The 15,561-nt window shown below is 49.5% G+C and carries 15 protein-coding genes; 10 read left to right on the top strand and 5 right to left on the bottom strand.

Annotated features, from left to right (window positions below; genetic code table 11):
* Positions 1-3: 3 nt before the first annotated feature.
* The 4 genes from OS889_RS03425 to OS889_RS03440 form a co-directional block, all read right to left on the bottom strand.
* On the bottom strand, positions 4-936 hold the full coding sequence (locus tag OS889_RS03425) for a DUF932 domain-containing protein (protein WP_372387299.1): 933 nt from the start codon (positions 934-936) through the stop codon (positions 4-6).
* Between the two features lie 140 nt (positions 937-1,076).
* Positions 1,077-2,717, bottom strand: a complete 1,641-nt coding sequence (locus tag OS889_RS03430) for a M48 family metalloprotease (protein WP_372387301.1) — start codon at positions 2,715-2,717, stop codon at positions 1,077-1,079.
* Positions 2,718-3,212: a hypothetical protein gene (locus tag OS889_RS03435; RefSeq protein ID WP_372387303.1), complete on the bottom strand. Its 495-nt coding sequence runs from the start codon at positions 3,210-3,212 to the stop codon at positions 2,718-2,720. It abuts the gene before it with no gap.
* 55 nt (positions 3,213-3,267) lie between these two features.
* Entirely contained in the window at positions 3,268-3,795 is a 528-nt protein-coding gene (locus OS889_RS03440) for a hypothetical protein (RefSeq protein WP_372387305.1), read from the bottom strand.
* Positions 3,796-3,986: 191 nt separating this feature from the next.
* On the opposite strand from OS889_RS03440, the gene OS889_RS03445 reads away from it, so the two are divergent.
* The 7 genes from OS889_RS03445 to OS889_RS03475 all read left to right on the top strand — a co-directional run bounded on the left by OS889_RS03445 (position 3,987) and on the right by OS889_RS03475 (position 11,811).
* On the top strand, positions 3,987-4,349 hold the full coding sequence (locus OS889_RS03445; RefSeq protein WP_372387307.1) for a TrbC/VirB2 family protein: 363 nt from the start codon (positions 3,987-3,989) through the stop codon (positions 4,347-4,349).
* Between the two features lie 6 nt (positions 4,350-4,355).
* On the top strand, positions 4,356-5,459 hold the full coding sequence (locus tag OS889_RS03450) for a TrbL/VirB6 family protein (RefSeq protein ID WP_372387309.1): 1,104 nt from the start codon (positions 4,356-4,358) through the stop codon (positions 5,457-5,459).
* 3 nt (positions 5,460-5,462) lie between these two features.
* Positions 5,463-7,640, top strand: coding sequence for a VirB4 family type IV secretion system protein (locus OS889_RS03455; RefSeq protein WP_372387311.1), 2,178 nt, complete (start codon positions 5,463-5,465; stop codon positions 7,638-7,640).
* Positions 7,637-8,620: a DUF8128 domain-containing protein gene (locus tag OS889_RS03460; RefSeq protein WP_372387313.1), complete on the top strand. Its 984-nt coding sequence runs from the start codon at positions 7,637-7,639 to the stop codon at positions 8,618-8,620. The genes OS889_RS03455 and OS889_RS03460 overlap by 4 nt, the downstream gene beginning before the upstream one ends.
* A complete protein-coding gene (locus OS889_RS03465) occupies positions 8,617-10,545 on the top strand; it encodes a type IV secretory system conjugative DNA transfer family protein (protein WP_372387315.1) in 1,929 nt (642 codons plus the stop codon). The genes OS889_RS03460 and OS889_RS03465 overlap by 4 nt, the downstream gene beginning before the upstream one ends.
* Before the next feature lie 3 nt (positions 10,546-10,548).
* A complete protein-coding gene (locus OS889_RS03470; RefSeq protein ID WP_372387317.1) occupies positions 10,549-10,965 on the top strand; it encodes a hypothetical protein in 417 nt (138 codons plus the stop codon).
* Between the two features lie 438 nt (positions 10,966-11,403).
* Complete coding sequence (locus tag OS889_RS03475) at positions 11,404-11,811, top strand: hypothetical protein (protein ID WP_372387319.1); 408 nt, start codon at positions 11,404-11,406, stop codon at positions 11,809-11,811.
* On the opposite strand, the gene OS889_RS03480 is transcribed toward OS889_RS03475, so the two are convergent.
* Positions 11,808-12,908: an uL15 family ribosomal protein gene (locus tag OS889_RS03480; protein ID WP_372387321.1), complete on the bottom strand. Its 1,101-nt coding sequence runs from the start codon at positions 12,906-12,908 to the stop codon at positions 11,808-11,810. The genes OS889_RS03475 and OS889_RS03480 overlap by 4 nt on opposite strands.
* Positions 12,909-13,295: 387 nt before the next feature.
* Between OS889_RS03480 and OS889_RS03485 the strand changes: the two genes are divergently transcribed.
* The 3 genes from OS889_RS03485 (at position 13,296) to OS889_RS03495 (ending at position 15,516) form a co-directional block, all read left to right on the top strand.
* Positions 13,296-14,873, top strand: coding sequence for a hypothetical protein (locus OS889_RS03485; RefSeq protein ID WP_372387323.1), 1,578 nt, complete (start codon positions 13,296-13,298; stop codon positions 14,871-14,873).
* Positions 14,874-14,966: 93 nt separating this feature from the next.
* A complete protein-coding gene (locus OS889_RS03490) occupies positions 14,967-15,194 on the top strand; it encodes a ribbon-helix-helix domain-containing protein (RefSeq protein WP_372387325.1) in 228 nt (75 codons plus the stop codon).
* 7 nt (positions 15,195-15,201) lie between these two features.
* Positions 15,202-15,516, top strand: a complete 315-nt coding sequence (locus OS889_RS03495) for a hypothetical protein (RefSeq protein WP_372387327.1) — start codon at positions 15,202-15,204, stop codon at positions 15,514-15,516.
* The last annotated feature ends 45 nt before the right edge of the window (positions 15,517-15,561 follow it).

The raw sequence follows: 15,561 nt of genomic DNA on the forward strand, positions 1-15,561 counted from the left end.
ACTCTACGCTTGTATCTCGTGTTGCTGCATTAGTTCTCTCAGGGATTCGTCTTCGCCTTGCCAGTACTGAGTGTCTTCCTGTGAGTCAATCCGTTGTTGCACACGGCGTTCTACTGTTTCCCGACCCAAATATTCAGGATCAGGTATCTCGCTGTACCCGTTTTCAAGTAGTTTTGAGGCAGATTCGAACCCGTGGTCCAGTTCGTAGTCAGGGATAGAGTCGTCACTGTAGTGTGTAAGTGCTCGTGTAGCCGCGTTATACGTCTCCCACAACGTCGGATTATCCGGATCCGCAACTTCAGCCTGAAGAGCATTGAGTAGGTCGGGTACAGGCTGCTCCAAGTACTCACCAACCCCATTCTCCAGGAGAACCAGTAATGCTTCATCCTGATTCAACAGCTCCCGGTTCTGGGCCTGCGAAAGCCTGTGTTCGATCTCTGCCGGCGATTCGAGGACAGCGTCAACCGCGTTGTACGTCAATCCTGGTTGGAACTGTTCACTGTGACTCTGCTCGAAATGCAGGTCGGTGACAAAAGCCATCATACCATTACTACAGACCTGTCGCTCCGCACCAACGTCGTACTTCAACGCGTGAAAACCCGAGTGTCCACTCCTCACTTTCAATCCTAGGTCGATCGGGTCATCCTGGGATGCGTAGACTGTTGCTCCGTCAAAATCGAGTTTAGCACTCATCTTATGGGCTGTAGGAGACAAGGAAACACTGCCTCGCACATCCAAGTTCTGATCACTGTGCCGGTCGACAGCATCACCAACCGTCTCTAAAATATCACCGTACTGGATAACGTTGTAGAACTCTTCGTTGCTGGAAACAACTCCCGTAGCACGTCCATCATCCGTCCACAAACTATCACGGTAACGAACACGCTCCCACTCACCCATTTCTTCGTGGTGAGCATACACGTCCTGCCTCTCCACCTCCGGCAACTGTTCCGCGGTTTCGTATAATTCGTCTAAATCATCGAAACTGTAGCGTTCAGATTGAATTAGTGAATCACCTTTCGGCTAGATGAAGGAATTAAAACAAACTGTATAGTATAACCAGTAGAGGCCGTGTTTCAGTTGCTGTCCGAATCACTTTGAAGCAAAGTTTTTCGCTGCTCGATACTGGGATGTGCATCTGATAACGCGAAATTTCCGTAGTAAAATCCGTAGATACGATCCCAGAGATTACGGACCCTCTCTGAGCGAAAATTGTTGATCGTCGGGGAGAACTCAGGTACAACATTATGTACCGATTCGTACCGGATGCTTTGAAGCCGATCTAAAGCATCCGCCAGTGACTCCTGACCCACCTTGTTAGCAGCGTATTCGTCAGCACGGTGCTCCCGTTCCCTGAATCCTAACACACTGAACAAGACGTTTCGACCAGTGAAAACAAAGGGGCTCAAGGCTCCCACTAAGACCGCTATACGGGTATCACCGTACTCAAGATGAGCTTGTTCGTGAGCAACAACCGCCTCCAACTCTTCCTCTTCAAGCTCGTCAAGTAATCCCTCAGATACCACGATGAACTCTCGAAAAAACAGTGAGACAGCACCTGCCATACAGATCTCAGAATCCAAAACCCGGACCGGATACTCCGAACTCAGTTCAAGATCACGGTTCTCTGAGTTCAAGAACAAGGTGGCATTCCCGTAGATGAAGGTCGCTAGCTGATAAGCCACTCCTCCAAGAACGTAGAAGAATGGCAGTAAGGCCGCAAACAAGACGAAATACGCAGTTACAGGTCCGGTTTTACTTACGAAGGCCAGTCCTCCTACCAGGGCATATACCGATAAAACAGCAAAACCCATCGAGACGAGTACTGCAGTCAAAGCCAGAACCAAACTTTCGGTACGAGAGAACTCGTCTAATCCGTGTTGATCGAACTGGACTGCCTCAATCTGCTGTGCTTCTCTGAACGTTCTAATGCAGTACGCAGCTATAAATAAAAACAGAGCTGTGGAAATGGATGCGAAAAGGAACGGCGAATACCTAAGCAAGCCGGAGAAGCTCGGATACTGCATCAAGATCAAAAATAGTGCAACCAAACCGGTCATCAGTAATAGGCCGATAAGATAGTTTCCAAAAACTCCGGGAAGACGGCCAACAGTCTGTAACAAACCTTTCTGCCACCAAAACGACCACCGAGCCACCCATTCATTATATCGCCAGTAAACCACTGAGAGAAGTACGGCTCCGAACACTGCCAGTATCTGCAGGAATGGAGAACCACGAGTTAAGAGAACAACTAATACCAGTACTCCAGCAACGAAAGAAGCAATCGGCATATACTGATCCCGATTCCGTCCTTTCCGCATAACGTCCTGTAAAGGACTATCAACCCCGATCTGAACCCAGATCAATAACGCGAATGTGAAAGTAAAGAGATTGGTTACCCCCATCATCAACAAAAACCTAAAACCAGAGAATATCGGGGTGATAACCGTTGAAATCAGCATTCCAATCAGCACCAACGCAGTAATCAAAAAGAGTCGAGAAGAAACGTAGACATCCTCTATCAAACAGTAACTAGATTCCCGAGCAACCAGCCTCCACTCAAAACGGGTACCGAATAAACCTCTGAAAATTGATCGGCTGCACCGAAAGCCGCCAGATTGTGTTTCAACTACGTCTTCAGGAAGCCTCTTTCTGATCTCAAACGGTGTTAATCCAGTCTTTGCCTCAGTTCTCCGCAGATGCAGCCACTTCGTCATTCAGTAGAACCGGGGGACGTCCTCAATCTCCTGCAGCTGATCCGAGTCTGAAAACCGCTTATCAAACTGGTCTTCTGTTAACACGTAACACGTCTTTGGATCAGTCTCGGTCATATCTTCGTGGAACACGAAGTGCAGCCAGCCATCTTTCTGCAGGTTGATCTTGTCCGCTGCACGCGGATCGATTTTGGGCTCACCACGGCCCTTAAAATCCGAAAAGAATGCCTTCGGAATACCAACAGTATACTCACTATCACCCTCTCTAAACTTTCGAGACTCACCGCTATACTCGTAGTTCTCCTCTTTCAACTCATTTCGGGAGATAATCAAAACCCCGACCGTCTTCTCATAATGCCATAGCACCGGAAACCCAGGCTTCACGATGCTTTCCTCACGGAACAAACGGTCAGGAATACGGACATACCGACTCTCCTCACCCTTGATCTTAGAAATACCAGCAACAGTCCAAGAACGGTCCGTCATCTCTGTGTACAACCAGAGGCAAGTAGGGCTCAACTGAAAAAATAAACGGGAAAAACAGGAAATTGCTTTACTCTAAGTATCGCTGGACTGGTTCCCTTATATCTTGATTTAGCCGGTATGCTTCTTCAGCAGCGGCACCTAACTCATCCATCGTAGCTTGAACCATTGCAGGATCGTAATCCATCGGTATCTGGACCTGTAATAAGTCAAACGTGAGATCTTCAGAGCTTTCAGCAGTTGCCAAATAATCTGTTTTGTGATCTTCTGCAATTGACTGGTACGCGTCGGCAAGTTGGTGCTCGAAAGAATCAGGTCCAGGTAATTGGTTCGGATGTGGGTCTGATAGAAGTGCTTGACGTGTCTGCCCTGTTAATATGTGTTCGTGGCCTTCTGACGGTACTTGCCCGTACAGAACCGTATCTGTGTCGGGGTGTACGAGTTCTATTTCAGCAGTTCCACCTTCCGAAGCAGTCGTAACAGTCTCATCAAGAGTAAGCCAGGTACTGGGATGCCATTTCCACTCTTCGTGAGAACTGATTTGGTTTAGAAAATTCTCGAAATATTCCGTATCAAAGGAATCATCGTCAAACTCCATATTTACCACCCATATTCAACAAATTTTTTATGCTTTTGCTCTGGTCGAGATATCGTTCAACTACCATATCCACCGAGTTTAGCACCAGCCCTCAGTAGCATCAGAGGATAGATTACAGAATCCTCAATCTTCCAAGATCCCCCACGATATCGTCTCAAACCACATATTCACCTCTCAAAGCACTGGCTGTGATGCCAGAAAACAGAACAAGGCACGCAGCCCGGACCATCGCCATCACTGCCCTGATAACAGTGGTAGCGTCGACGCCGGCTGCTGCCGTCCACGACTCGGTCCCGTGTAGCCCACCAGAATCCTTGATGCCGTTGTTCAACCTGCTTCACAGCATCGTCGAACTGACGTTTCTGGGCGGGATCGTGCTCGCCACTCTCGGATTCATCACCGCCGGAATCCTGCTGATGATTCCGGGTGAAGACAATAGTCGACGCGGCAAGTTGGTAGCGCGGAACGTCTTGTTCGGCACCGTATTGTTGTTGAGTTCGTCGATGATTGTCCGGTTCTTCGTTAGTCAAACCGGGAGCGGCTTCTGCACCTGAACAACAATGAAACGAAGTAATTCTTTGTACGTGCGTGTCGCGCTCGCTGCCCTGCTCGCGACGTCGTTACTGGCGGTGCCGGTCGCTGCCCAAGATAGTGGTCAAGAGGATGAGAGTGATGATGGCGGTAATACGATCATCGAGATAGACGTCGGCGATATTGTCGACGCGATTGAGGATTTGGCCGACGACTTTCAGGACTTCGCCGGCGACTGGGACAACACGTTACAGGAGGTGTTGACCGCGGTCCTGTTCCGGCCGTTCCGAACACTTGGACAGCAAACCCTGGAGTCATTGACCTACCTGTTCCTGAACACTCCTTCCGTCGATCCGAATCCAGCAGTCGAAGAAGTTCACCGCGAAGTCCTGCTCGTAACCACCTTGCTATCTACCGCGGGTTTTGCCGTGGCGGGAATCCTGTATATGGTTGGTCCGGTGGTTGGCGTCTCTTACAGCCAAGTCCGATCCATACTGCCGCGGCTGCTGTTAGCACTGATTTTCTCGACCGTTTCTCTGCCGCTGCTTCAACTAGCGGTCGATCTCACGGATGCGTTGATTCTGGCTTTCGCACCCGAACAGCTCTCGATGTCGTTCTCCCAGTTGTTCGGATTCAGTATCGGGTTGGTCTTGGTCTGGGTGGTGAAGGCTACGCTGTTGTTGGTGTTGGCGGCGTTATTCGTGATCAGAGATGTCTACATCCTGTTCGTCGCCGCAATCAGCCCGTTAATCGCGTTGATGTGGAGCCTGCCGTCGACCAAGAAGTACGCGGACACGTTCATCTCTGGTTGGATCGCCGCACTCCTCATCGCACCACTCGACCTGCTAGCAATCAAATTCTCGATGGCGCTCCTCCAAGGAAACGGAGCCACTGGAATACAGAGCGTGTCAAACTGGATACTGGGCATCGGCAGCCTGGTACTCCTACTACTGATCCCACGACAACTCTGGAAAGCCTCACAATCCACAGTCGGGAAAGCCAACGAGCTTGGTTCAGAGTTGAAAAAGCGGTTCAGGAACAGTCAAACCGGCAAAAAAGTGAATCCGGTACATCGGTACCGAGACCAGAATATGTGGCGTCGTCGAAACCGAAGCTTCCAGGAGGATGACTGAAAAATGTCTGGACCCAGCATCCGGATCCCTGGCGACCTCAACATCCCTACCCGTTTCTTCGGACGATTCACGCCCCGCGACCTCATCAGAATCAGTACTCCGCTCATCCTGATATGGATCCAAGTTTCTGGCTCCCCACTCAACCTCTCCACGGCCGTACTCCTCCTACTCGGAGCCGGTGTCAGCACTGTTTGGTACGGTTTCCGGCCCTACGGAAAGCCGTTAGACAATCACCTGTACCACTTCCTCCGCTGGCTGTACAGACAGCAAACCGAGTCAGAACAGCCGGAGATCAACATCGAACAAGAATGCATCGTAGTCGGCGAGGAAACCGTAGTCGGGTACGTCGAGGTCGAGCCGACCAACCTGGAGATGAAAACCACGGCCGAGCAGAAAGCCCTCCACAACGTCTACGAAAACCTGCTCAACACCGTCTCCTACCCAGTCACCATCCATTCTAGGCAAAAACAGGTCGACCTCAGCCAGTACCGCCGAAAGATTCTGGACAACGCCGATGACTCCACCCTGAGAAACGATTACCTGCGGTACATCGACCAATTCAGCGAAAATGAACTCACAGCAACAACCCACATCATCACGGTCAAAACCCATCAAAACAGCGTCCAATGGCTTCAGCAACGCCTACCCGAATGGCTACCGATAGAGACAGAATCGGAAGTCGACGTCGAAAACCTGGCAGAAGAACTCAACAACCGAATCAACGAAGTCATCGACGCCGTCAACACAGCCGACCTCTCACCCGAACACGTCACCGGAAGAGAACTCGAAGAACTGGCAAGGGAGGAACGGCTCGAACCGTTCCAACCGACGCCTACCAAATCCACGACCCCCGCCGAACGAGGCGGAACCCATCAGCATCCGGTTATAGTCTCTGAACTGCCTTCCCAGACTGAACTGGCTTGGCCGCATCAACTGCTCCAAGTCGACGGACAAGTCGACATAACACAGGTCATCCACCCGCGAAGCCCCGCCAAGACCTCAAAAAAGCTCCAACGGATCTCGGAGAAGCTACACGCCGAGATCGACTCTCTGTTGAGACAGGGCCATACAGGCACTAACAAACTCGAATCACTGCTCGAAGACACGGAATGGTTCCTCGACCTGCTCGCAGACAGAGAAGCACAGCCCGTCGACTACGCCGCCTACATCACCGCACACCACGACGAACAGGAGAAAGCACGCCAGACACTCGAACAAGTCATCAACCGATTGGAAACCTTACAGATCCGGTATCAGCAGCCGGTTCTCCGAACCGACCAAGCATACCACACCCACAACCTGCTGTACTCCGACCAGTTAGACGAGACCTGGCTGGTACCGACCAGTAGTGCCGCCGCTGGCTTCCCCTTCGCCACCCAAAACACAGACCAAGACCACGGAGTGATCTATGGCGTCGACAAAAACAGTCAGTCACCCGTCCTGCTCGACCGATTCCAATGGAGCAGTCATTCAACGGCGCGGATGGGAATGGTCGGCTCCGGCAAAAGCTACGCCTCCAAAATCGAACTCCTCCGCACCTGGCTCGCCTACCAAGATACGCAGATCATCATCGTAGACCCGAAAAAAGAGTACAGAAGCATAACTCGACTCCTCAACGGCGAAACCCAAGTCCTCAAACAAAGCCAGGAGATCAATCCCAGCGACCACTCCGTCGTCAACTACACTGTCGAAGACCGCGGCCAAGAAGAAAACAAGAAGCTGCTAGTCGACGCCGTCCGAGAAATCTACCGATCTACAAGCCAAAACCGGCGTAAGACACTCGTCTTAATCGACGAAGCCCGCATCCTCCTAAACGATGACGAAGGCCGAAACGTACTGAACCAGTTCGTTCTGGAGGCACGAGATACGAACACTGCCATCACTTTGGTAACGCAGAACGCCTCCCACTTCACCCACCACCGGAAAGGCCGCGAAATCCTCGACAATATACCCGCGAAAATCTTTATGCGGCACGACCGCGTCCCCGACTCAGTCAGTAACTACTTCGACCTGAGCCAACGCGAAAAGCAACGGCTCCACGAACTCAAAACCGGTACCGACGCCGAGTACAGCGAAGCACTAGTCAAAATCACCGGAAAACTCGACACACAAATCGAAATCCAAGCCACCTCAAAAGAACACGCCACAATCACCGCAGGAAACGGAGGCAGGAGTCGATGAACTCGATCAAGCACCGCCTCCTCAACAACCACATCGTCCTTACTGAGGACGAAGCAGAAACTCTCTCACAGCCCTCTACAAACCACTACACGGTAGAAGTCAAACCCGCAGACCCATCCACCTCCAACATTCCCGAGACACTCACAGAGTTCACCGACGCAATCACCGAATTCCAAACCAGTTATCTCGGACTCAAAAACACGTCACCCACCACAATCTTCGAAATACTGCGACCACAACCCAACCAACTCCGGTTCCAATACCACGCACCTACCAAAAGACTGGAGCGGAAAATCCGGCTCCACCTCTCCAACCAGATACCCAAAGTCGGATTCCAAGAGGGTACCACAGAACTACCAGTCGGAGAAGGCGGTACTGTTGGCGGCGGATTCCTTACTACCGGATACAGCAGTTATCATCCGCTCCGGTACGAGTTCGACTCACCGCCTAACAACGCTGTAGTTTCAGCTCTGCACCGACACGCTACCCAGAGCACACGGTACCTGATCCAGATCCTGTTCAAGCCCGTAGCCGGCCACTCACTGAAACAGTGGCTGTGGAGAAAACGGGCGTACCACCACCGCAACTACCTGAAAAAAGAGAAAGACAGCTTGTGGAGAACGGTACAGCCCACCCGGAGAGAACGAAGACAGGCACAGGAGATCGATGACAAAGCCGGCGAGCCCCGGTACCGGACCAGTATCCGGTTCCTCGTAATCAACGCCGCCGACTACACACCTAGCCGAGTCAAAGAACTGGCCGGAGCCTACAACACGTTCGAAAACCCGGAAACCGGGCAATACCTTGACGCAGTCACCGTAACCCGGCTCCAGCGAAAACCCTTTCTCCGGTTCGCAGAAGCCGTCGGACAACGCCGTTTCTCCGGTTGGACACGTAGCTTCCAAACCAGTGCGAAAGAACTCGCAGCACTGCTCTCACTCCCAGACAAACAACAAGAAAACATCCAGTACAACCGATGACACCCGAAGAAGCCCAAAACCTGATCGAGAACAGCGACGCATTCACAACCACGTTCATCGGCACCCGCACCAGCAAACTCGGCGTCGAAGAAGATGTGGGTATCCCCGACGATCAACGCCGCTTACACGTCTTGACTACCGGCCCTACCGGGTATGGCAAGACGCAGGTGATGATCCACGCCGCACTCCAAGACAGCTACAAGAATCGGGGATTCTGCTTCCTCATCCCGAAAGGCGGCGCTGAAAAACAAATACTCAGCAAACTACCTGAAGACCGGCTAGACGACGTACTCTACATTAACCCAGGAGAATCACCGTTACCCTCGATCAACGTCCTCCAGCCCCACACAACGGAGGAAATGACCAGGCAGCAGAAAGAGAACCAGAAAGAGATTATCGTCTCCGACCTCATCGACCTCTTCAAAAGACAAAGTGAGAACTGGGGTGACCAATTCGGCCGTGTACTCGAAACTCTGCTCCGCGCACACCTCAACCAGAACATCTACCACGGCCAAAACAAGTCACTGCTCGACGTCTTCCACTGCGTAACCCAAGACGAAGAACTCTCAGACCTGATCGATCAAACCGAGGACCCGGTAATCCGGAGACAACTGGTCCAAGTCAAAGAAGACCTGTCCAGCTATGAAATGGGGCCGCTACAACGACGACTAAACGACTTCGTGATGCGGCCAACCATCCGAAAAATCATCTCCTCACAACACAGCGACATCAACTTCCGAAAAGCGGTCAACCAAGGCAAAATAATCTTAGTCGACATCCAAAAGGGTGAGATCGGGGAAACAGTCTCCACCCTCGTCGGCAGCATAATCATCACCCAAGTCTGGGCAGCAGCACAAAGCCGAATCACCCAAACCCCAGAGAACAGGGAACCGTTCTACCTGTACGTCGACGAACTCCAAAACTTCGGCAGCGAGGGCTCCGCACTCGCACAAATGCTCGCAGAAGCACGAGAATACCGGCTCGGACTCTGGCTCGCCACACAATACATCTCCAACCTCGACTCCAAAACAATGCAAGAAGCCGTTCTCAACAACTGCCGCAGCAAAATCCTATTCCAACCCAGCGACAGCGAAAACAAAAACCGGCTCATCTCCACACTCAACCAAATCAGTAAAAACGAAATCAACCAACTCGGCCGATACCGAGCCATCCTCCAAACACCGAGTAGAAAAACGCAGAAACCTGCCGTCAAAATCGATACCTACCCACCCTGGACCGGCGACCGCGACAACATCGACGATCTCGAAGACAGGTGTTCCGTCGCCTCCGAAAACCCAGAACAGGAAACCCGGTTGAAACAGTCACTCGGAAAAGGAAACAACGCCGGCAAAGAAAAACACAGAGAACTCCTCGCCCAAGCCAAAAAACAGCTTGAGCAAAAGCGGGACGGGATTCAGGTCCAGCTACTGCACCAAGGCGCGGGTGAAGACAAACCGGATGGTAAAGTCATTCTCCCCGACGACACAGTCGCCCACCTCGAAGCCGAACACTCAACGCTGAGCAAACCCGCGAAAGTCCTCACCAACTACCTCCGCGCCGCACAACAAGGCCGAGAAACCATTTTCGTCGTCGAACAAGGAAACGCGGTCAAACTCCAGAACATCGTCGAAGAACCGGTCAACCGCCGCGGCAACGACCACGAAGACCAAGACGCAGACGGAAGCTACAGCTACTACACAAACCAGGATGGAGAAGAATTCACACAGATAGACGAACTGCAAAACAGCGAATACCGCATCATCGAAATCCACGAAGACCAGTTAGAAATCCACAACAGCCCGGTGGAACCCGAATGCCCCGAACTCGACCACAACGACCGCGAAGATCTAGAAAACTTCTGCCTCTACCGCGAAGAAGACGGACACTGCACCGCACTCAACCAAAAATGCGTCCTCACTGAATAAACAATGAGTGAAGACATAGCGTTACGCGAAGAAGACCGTCTCATCCTTCAGCAAATCCGGGAGGGGAATGACGACGTCCAGAAACTCACGGAAAGCACGCTCTTGGAAAACCACCAGGTCAACTACGCCTTCGAAAAACTCGAAGAACACGGCCTCATCCACGTCACCAAACCCGACGGCTACATCGAACGCACAATCAACGGACAAAAACGGGTCTTCCAACATCCCAAACAAGCCGAACTCACCAAAAAAGGCCGAACACTGCTTCAAGAATCAGACCAGGAAAATCTAGAACAATACCAAGACCTCACCCGAAAAGAACTCGTAGAGAAAACCCAGCAGCTCGAACAACGAGTCAACGATCTTGAAATATCATTCGAAATATTCCGAAAACAAGTCCAGAAGCGGATAACACAGTGAGAGACGAATTTGAATTCAGGTCACCAATCCTCACACAAATAATATGTGAGATTAGAGCAATATTCTAAGCGAAATTGCTTCCGAGCACTCATCCCTCTTGGCTTTTTAACTTAGTGAGTGTTTTGGATACTAGTTATTCAGTTTCAGGGTTAGTAGGATTTGCCACGTATACTTCTGTGATTTTCTATATGTATCGCAGATTCGATGACAATATTCAAACAGCGAGAAGTATCCCGAGAAAGAGGGAATACCAGCGAGCGTCAACTTGGTGTCTGAGAGGTTCTTTGACGTCTTTTTTTGGCTCAACAACCTATGTGTTCGCTTCATTCGGAATTCAACCACTAATTTTTAATTCTATCACACTAGCACTAATAATATGCTCTACAATAATATTATTTTTCAGTATGTTTATAACGAAGGAGTAAGTCTGGAGACAATATGGTTTGGGCAGAAGAATACCCAGAGACAACCAAGGAAATTGAGGATCAACTAAAAGCTCTGGGTCCACAGTTGGAAGAGTCCTTACTGGAAAGCTGTGCATACATCGCCGACGAGAGAGAATCCAAACTCGAAGAATTAGCAGGAAAGCAAGGAATTAATCCAGATCCAAGCGGAGAATACGTACCTCAAGCAATATCATTCATCCATAGGGTGGAAGATTCAAAAAGAAATAAAGTTGGTGAAATTGAGGAGCTTTTGAATCATAACTACGATTTTGAAATGACTGAGCTTAAAAGAAATCTCGCACGGTCTATTGTCGGTTTATTGATATTAAAGAATGGGTCTGATGAGAAGCCTGACTCTCCTATAGATGTTTTTAGACAGGAAGCCGGATTGAAAACTTAAACCCAGTCAACTAGCCCATCAACAGTTAGCAGATACATTCTTTCCTCTTCAGCAATCCGTTGTTCTCTTAATTCAGAGCGGTCATCGTACTGAGCAATATGAAAGCGGTCGTGAATCCTGTCCAAGCCCGCAAGGACATCTTCGACTGAGTAATTTTCAGACATACCGATTCGCAACAATTCCAACTGTTCATCGGAAGGATCCAAATCACCTAAATACGAGCCTATTAACTGCTCAAACACGGATGGATCAAAGTGATATTTATCAGCAAATTCCCGAGATCTCATTATATTGATAACGTCAATCCCGTCTAAATCATCCAAGTTTTCAGCGTGTCCTCGCATCACTTCATAGGCCAGTTCAGGATCTGCTGCTTGACCAGCCTCAACCAAATCATCAAACTCGTGAAATTCTAATGTCTCCCCTGATTCCACTTTCTCCAAATATTTATTCAGATCATCCACCTTGTCTTCATTTTTATTGCCAGAATTTTTAAAATGCCACTTGCTGATGACGCTTGCAGGCCGGGTAGCCTTCGAAAATCCTTCACTATCCAGATTATAATAGACAAAACCTCCTGCGCCGGTTATTGTCCGCTTAGCGGATCTTGAACAATCATCTAGCTCCGCGCTAAACGAATTCATTATTTTTCCGCTGTCAAGGAGCTTCACTTGGTCAACCTCATCATACCCCTCGACGTATTCTGGCAAGTCCACTTTGTATCTCATATTATCCTCCTCTGCACCAGGAGCAGACTCTAGTTGAGAGTCAGAACTACCTTTCTCCAGAACGGCGCCGCCATCAGCTATGGGTTTAGAGTCCTCGATAATAGTGATTCCATCCACTTCCTCAACATCTTTAAGTCCGATCTCGATCTCATAGATATCCTCATCGATCTCTTTGATCGAGACAGTCTTTGTTTTCCGGGAATTAACAGAGTTAAAGCCCTCTTTACCCAGTGGCGGATGATTATGATGTTCGTGCTTATCTCTTCCCGCATTTCCTCGACCTCCACGATGGCCAGCTCCTCTCCGATTTTTATGTGAGCCACCGCCGTGAGTCCGACTACCGCGTTGTCGCTTCTTTTTATTCGTCATAGATCTGTATGAGTATGAGGTCCTTGGGAATCGAACAGACCTGTCGATAATAGTCTTAAACTTATACCTTCTTTGCAGGTGTTGAACCAGCTACTGAGATGCGCCAGAAAGCCGAGAGATGTTAGGGAAACGAGCTTGTACTGCTCGATTAAGAATAACATCTCCCAGCTCTTGGTTTGTCGTCTATACTACAGGATAATATAGTTCAGGGGAGGTACACTACATTTCGCTTGCAACGTATTCTTATAGCTGTGCTACATTCTCCAATTGAAATTAAGGTTTGTTCGATGTATAGCTGGATCAATTCAATATGTACTCCCCGTACGGAGCGAAAGCTCTCCAGCCCACTTGGAGATATAATAATCTAAACCAACTAAAGGCGAGTATATGATCTCTGATAAGCTAGAGCAGGCACGTATCAGTCCTGAAGAGGACTATCATTTGAAGGGAGATATTCGCCGGGCGCTAAGGGCGATTGAGTCAGATAGAAATCATTCAGGCCTTATCGAGGAAGAGTTGGGTTCTCTGGATCCAGATCATCCGGTTTACCGGTTGATCGACTCAATCAGGGTATGGGAAGGGTCCGATCACGAAGAGTTCGAGTCGGGAGTTAGAGCTGCTTTGGAGGCGTTGGATGATCTCTATGAATTAGCGTTGGAAGAGGAGTGGTACAGTGTCGCCAGCTATGCCTTGTTGAAGTCGATAGAGTATCGTGAAGGGCTCGGAGGCTTCGACGCTACTGAACAATTCGATGAAGTTCTGAATTTTTTCTATGACCATTTTTATGGAGGGTCTGAGGTTGATCTGGGCCAGTTAGGAGATCACGTTGAGAAAATGCTGGAGCACTTGGACGAAATGGAGGAAGACAACATCAGCAAGTTATCTCGCCTCGTCGAAGATCGAGCCCAGCAGCTGCGAGAGAATAGGCAGTATATGGCCGAACGCGACTATCTCGACTACTATATCACCATAAAGAACCACTTGGGGGAGAATGTTTCGGAAGAAGAGTCTCGTTTGGTCGAGTCGTATGAAGACGAGTTAGAGCAGAAGAGCTCTGCAAACAGTATGTTGAAAGCGGATATCTTGGAGAGAGGTGTTTCGAGATGCCAGTCTTTTCTCCCGGATGAGAAGGAGAATGAGTGGCGGCTTCGAATCCGCGAGCTCAACAAACAGGCCAGAGAGGAGATGCCAGCTACGGAACACGAAGTTGATTTGAGCGAAGATATTACCCGTATTGTCGACCACTTCAAACAGGTTCAAAGCAAGACTTCATCTTGGGAAGCCTTAGTCAACCTTCTCTACCAACCTATCGGACAAGGCAACTTCGAGGAAGCCTTGGAAAACATCGATGAAGCACCTGCCGCCAATATGCTTCCGAAAAACGTTATCTCATCTGAGGGCGATTCTATCGGTTTTGAACCTGGTATGAATCAGGACGGAGAACGTGCACCGACCGGTTACATAGCCGGATTACGGGCTTCTAACCATACTTTGGCCGTTGCCCTACGTCGGTTGATCGATCAAAAATTGTTGTCCGAGTCAGACTTCTATATGGTCCTAACACTTCTCCCCGGAATCGCAATTCAGGACGAAGCATTTCTCACAGACACAATCATCAACCTGTTCGAAGAACGCTACGCCGAAGCTGTACACTTAGCAGTTCCCAGGCTGGAAAGCGTAACAGCCAACGTCTACGAAGAAATGGGAAAAGCAGTAACCAAAAACCAGGGCCAACTCTACCGACAAAAGGGGCTGGGCGGCCTCTTCAAACTAATCGAGGAAGATATCAGCACCAACTTCGGAAAATACCTGCAATACCGGTATACCGATACAGCAGGTCAAAACATTAGAAACCAGGTCGCTCACGGCCAAATCAAATACTCAGCAGCCAACTTCAAACAAGCCTCAACCCTTCTCTTCGACATCTATCGCACAGCTGCAAGAATCGAGGAGAACTATAATTGAACGTATCTGGCTCCGCTTCTTCAGCCATCCACCAACACCAAATATTTAATATTTTCTACATATATTAATCATATCTAGAGGTGATTGGTTTTTGTGGCAAGACTAAGCGTAGACGTACCAGACGGCTTGAAACAGGATATTGAAGAGACCGCTGAGAGGAAGAACTTCAAGAACGCTTCCGAATACATCCGGCAGGCCCTCCGCGAAAAACTGCGAGAAGACAACGAACTCGACCCAGAACTGCTTCTGCGAGCACTCAAAGTCAAACAGGGCGATGTGGAAACCGTGGACATAGACGAAGTTATCGAGAAGTACGAGTGATTTCCAAGTGAAACTAACCAGCGAAGCTGAGGATGATCTCGATAACCAAGTCAAATTCGACCGGAAGAAAATCGCACAGGAAATCAGGGACAGACTAAGCACAGATAGAGACCGAGACAATATCAGCTATATCCACAAACCCGATTTTGGCGTTGAATTCCACCGCTTGAAACTAACCAATAACGGTCTCAATCATCGAATCTATTTCGACTATCAAGACTCCGAGCCCATCGTCTTCGCAGTAAGGCACAGAGACTACGCTTACAGCCCAGAAGACCTGAAAGAGGTAGAAAACCGGCTCAACGACATAGAAACAGACTGAAGATCTGACCCAAAGGAGTATAACGGCGTTATACTGATATTATGG

Source organism: Halobellus sp. MBLA0158 (assembly GCF_041477585.1).
Taxonomy (GTDB): domain Archaea; phylum Halobacteriota; class Halobacteria; order Halobacteriales; family Haloferacaceae; genus Haloquadratum; species Haloquadratum rubicundus.

Bases quoted from the DNA above. Each gene is read 5' to 3' on its own strand.
- OS889_RS03450 (WP_372387309.1), top strand. From the start codon at position 4,356: ATGAAACGAAGTAATTCTTTGTACGTGCGTGTCGCGCTCGCTGCCCTG.
- OS889_RS03465 (WP_372387315.1), top strand. From the start codon at position 8,617: ATGACACCCGAAGAAGCCCAAAACCTGATCGAGAACAGCGACGCATTC.
- OS889_RS03455 (WP_372387311.1), top strand. From the start codon at position 5,463: ATGTCTGGACCCAGCATCCGGATCCCTGGCGACCTCAACATCCCTACC.
- OS889_RS03475 (WP_372387319.1), top strand. From the start codon at position 11,404: ATGGTTTGGGCAGAAGAATACCCAGAGACAACCAAGGAAATTGAGGAT.
- OS889_RS03440 (WP_372387305.1), bottom strand. From the start codon at position 3,795: ATGGAGTTTGACGATGATTCCTTTGATACGGAATATTTCGAGAATTTT.
- OS889_RS03430 (WP_372387301.1), bottom strand. From the start codon at position 2,717: ATGACGAAGTGGCTGCATCTGCGGAGAACTGAGGCAAAGACTGGATTA.
- OS889_RS03470 (WP_372387317.1), top strand. From the start codon at position 10,549: ATGAGTGAAGACATAGCGTTACGCGAAGAAGACCGTCTCATCCTTCAG.
- OS889_RS03460 (WP_372387313.1), top strand. From the start codon at position 7,637: ATGAACTCGATCAAGCACCGCCTCCTCAACAACCACATCGTCCTTACT.
- OS889_RS03485 (WP_372387323.1), top strand. From the start codon at position 13,296: ATGATCTCTGATAAGCTAGAGCAGGCACGTATCAGTCCTGAAGAGGAC.
- OS889_RS03445 (WP_372387307.1), top strand. From the start codon at position 3,987: ATGCCAGAAAACAGAACAAGGCACGCAGCCCGGACCATCGCCATCACT.
- OS889_RS03480 (WP_372387321.1), bottom strand. From the start codon at position 12,908: ATGACGAATAAAAAGAAGCGACAACGCGGTAGTCGGACTCACGGCGGT.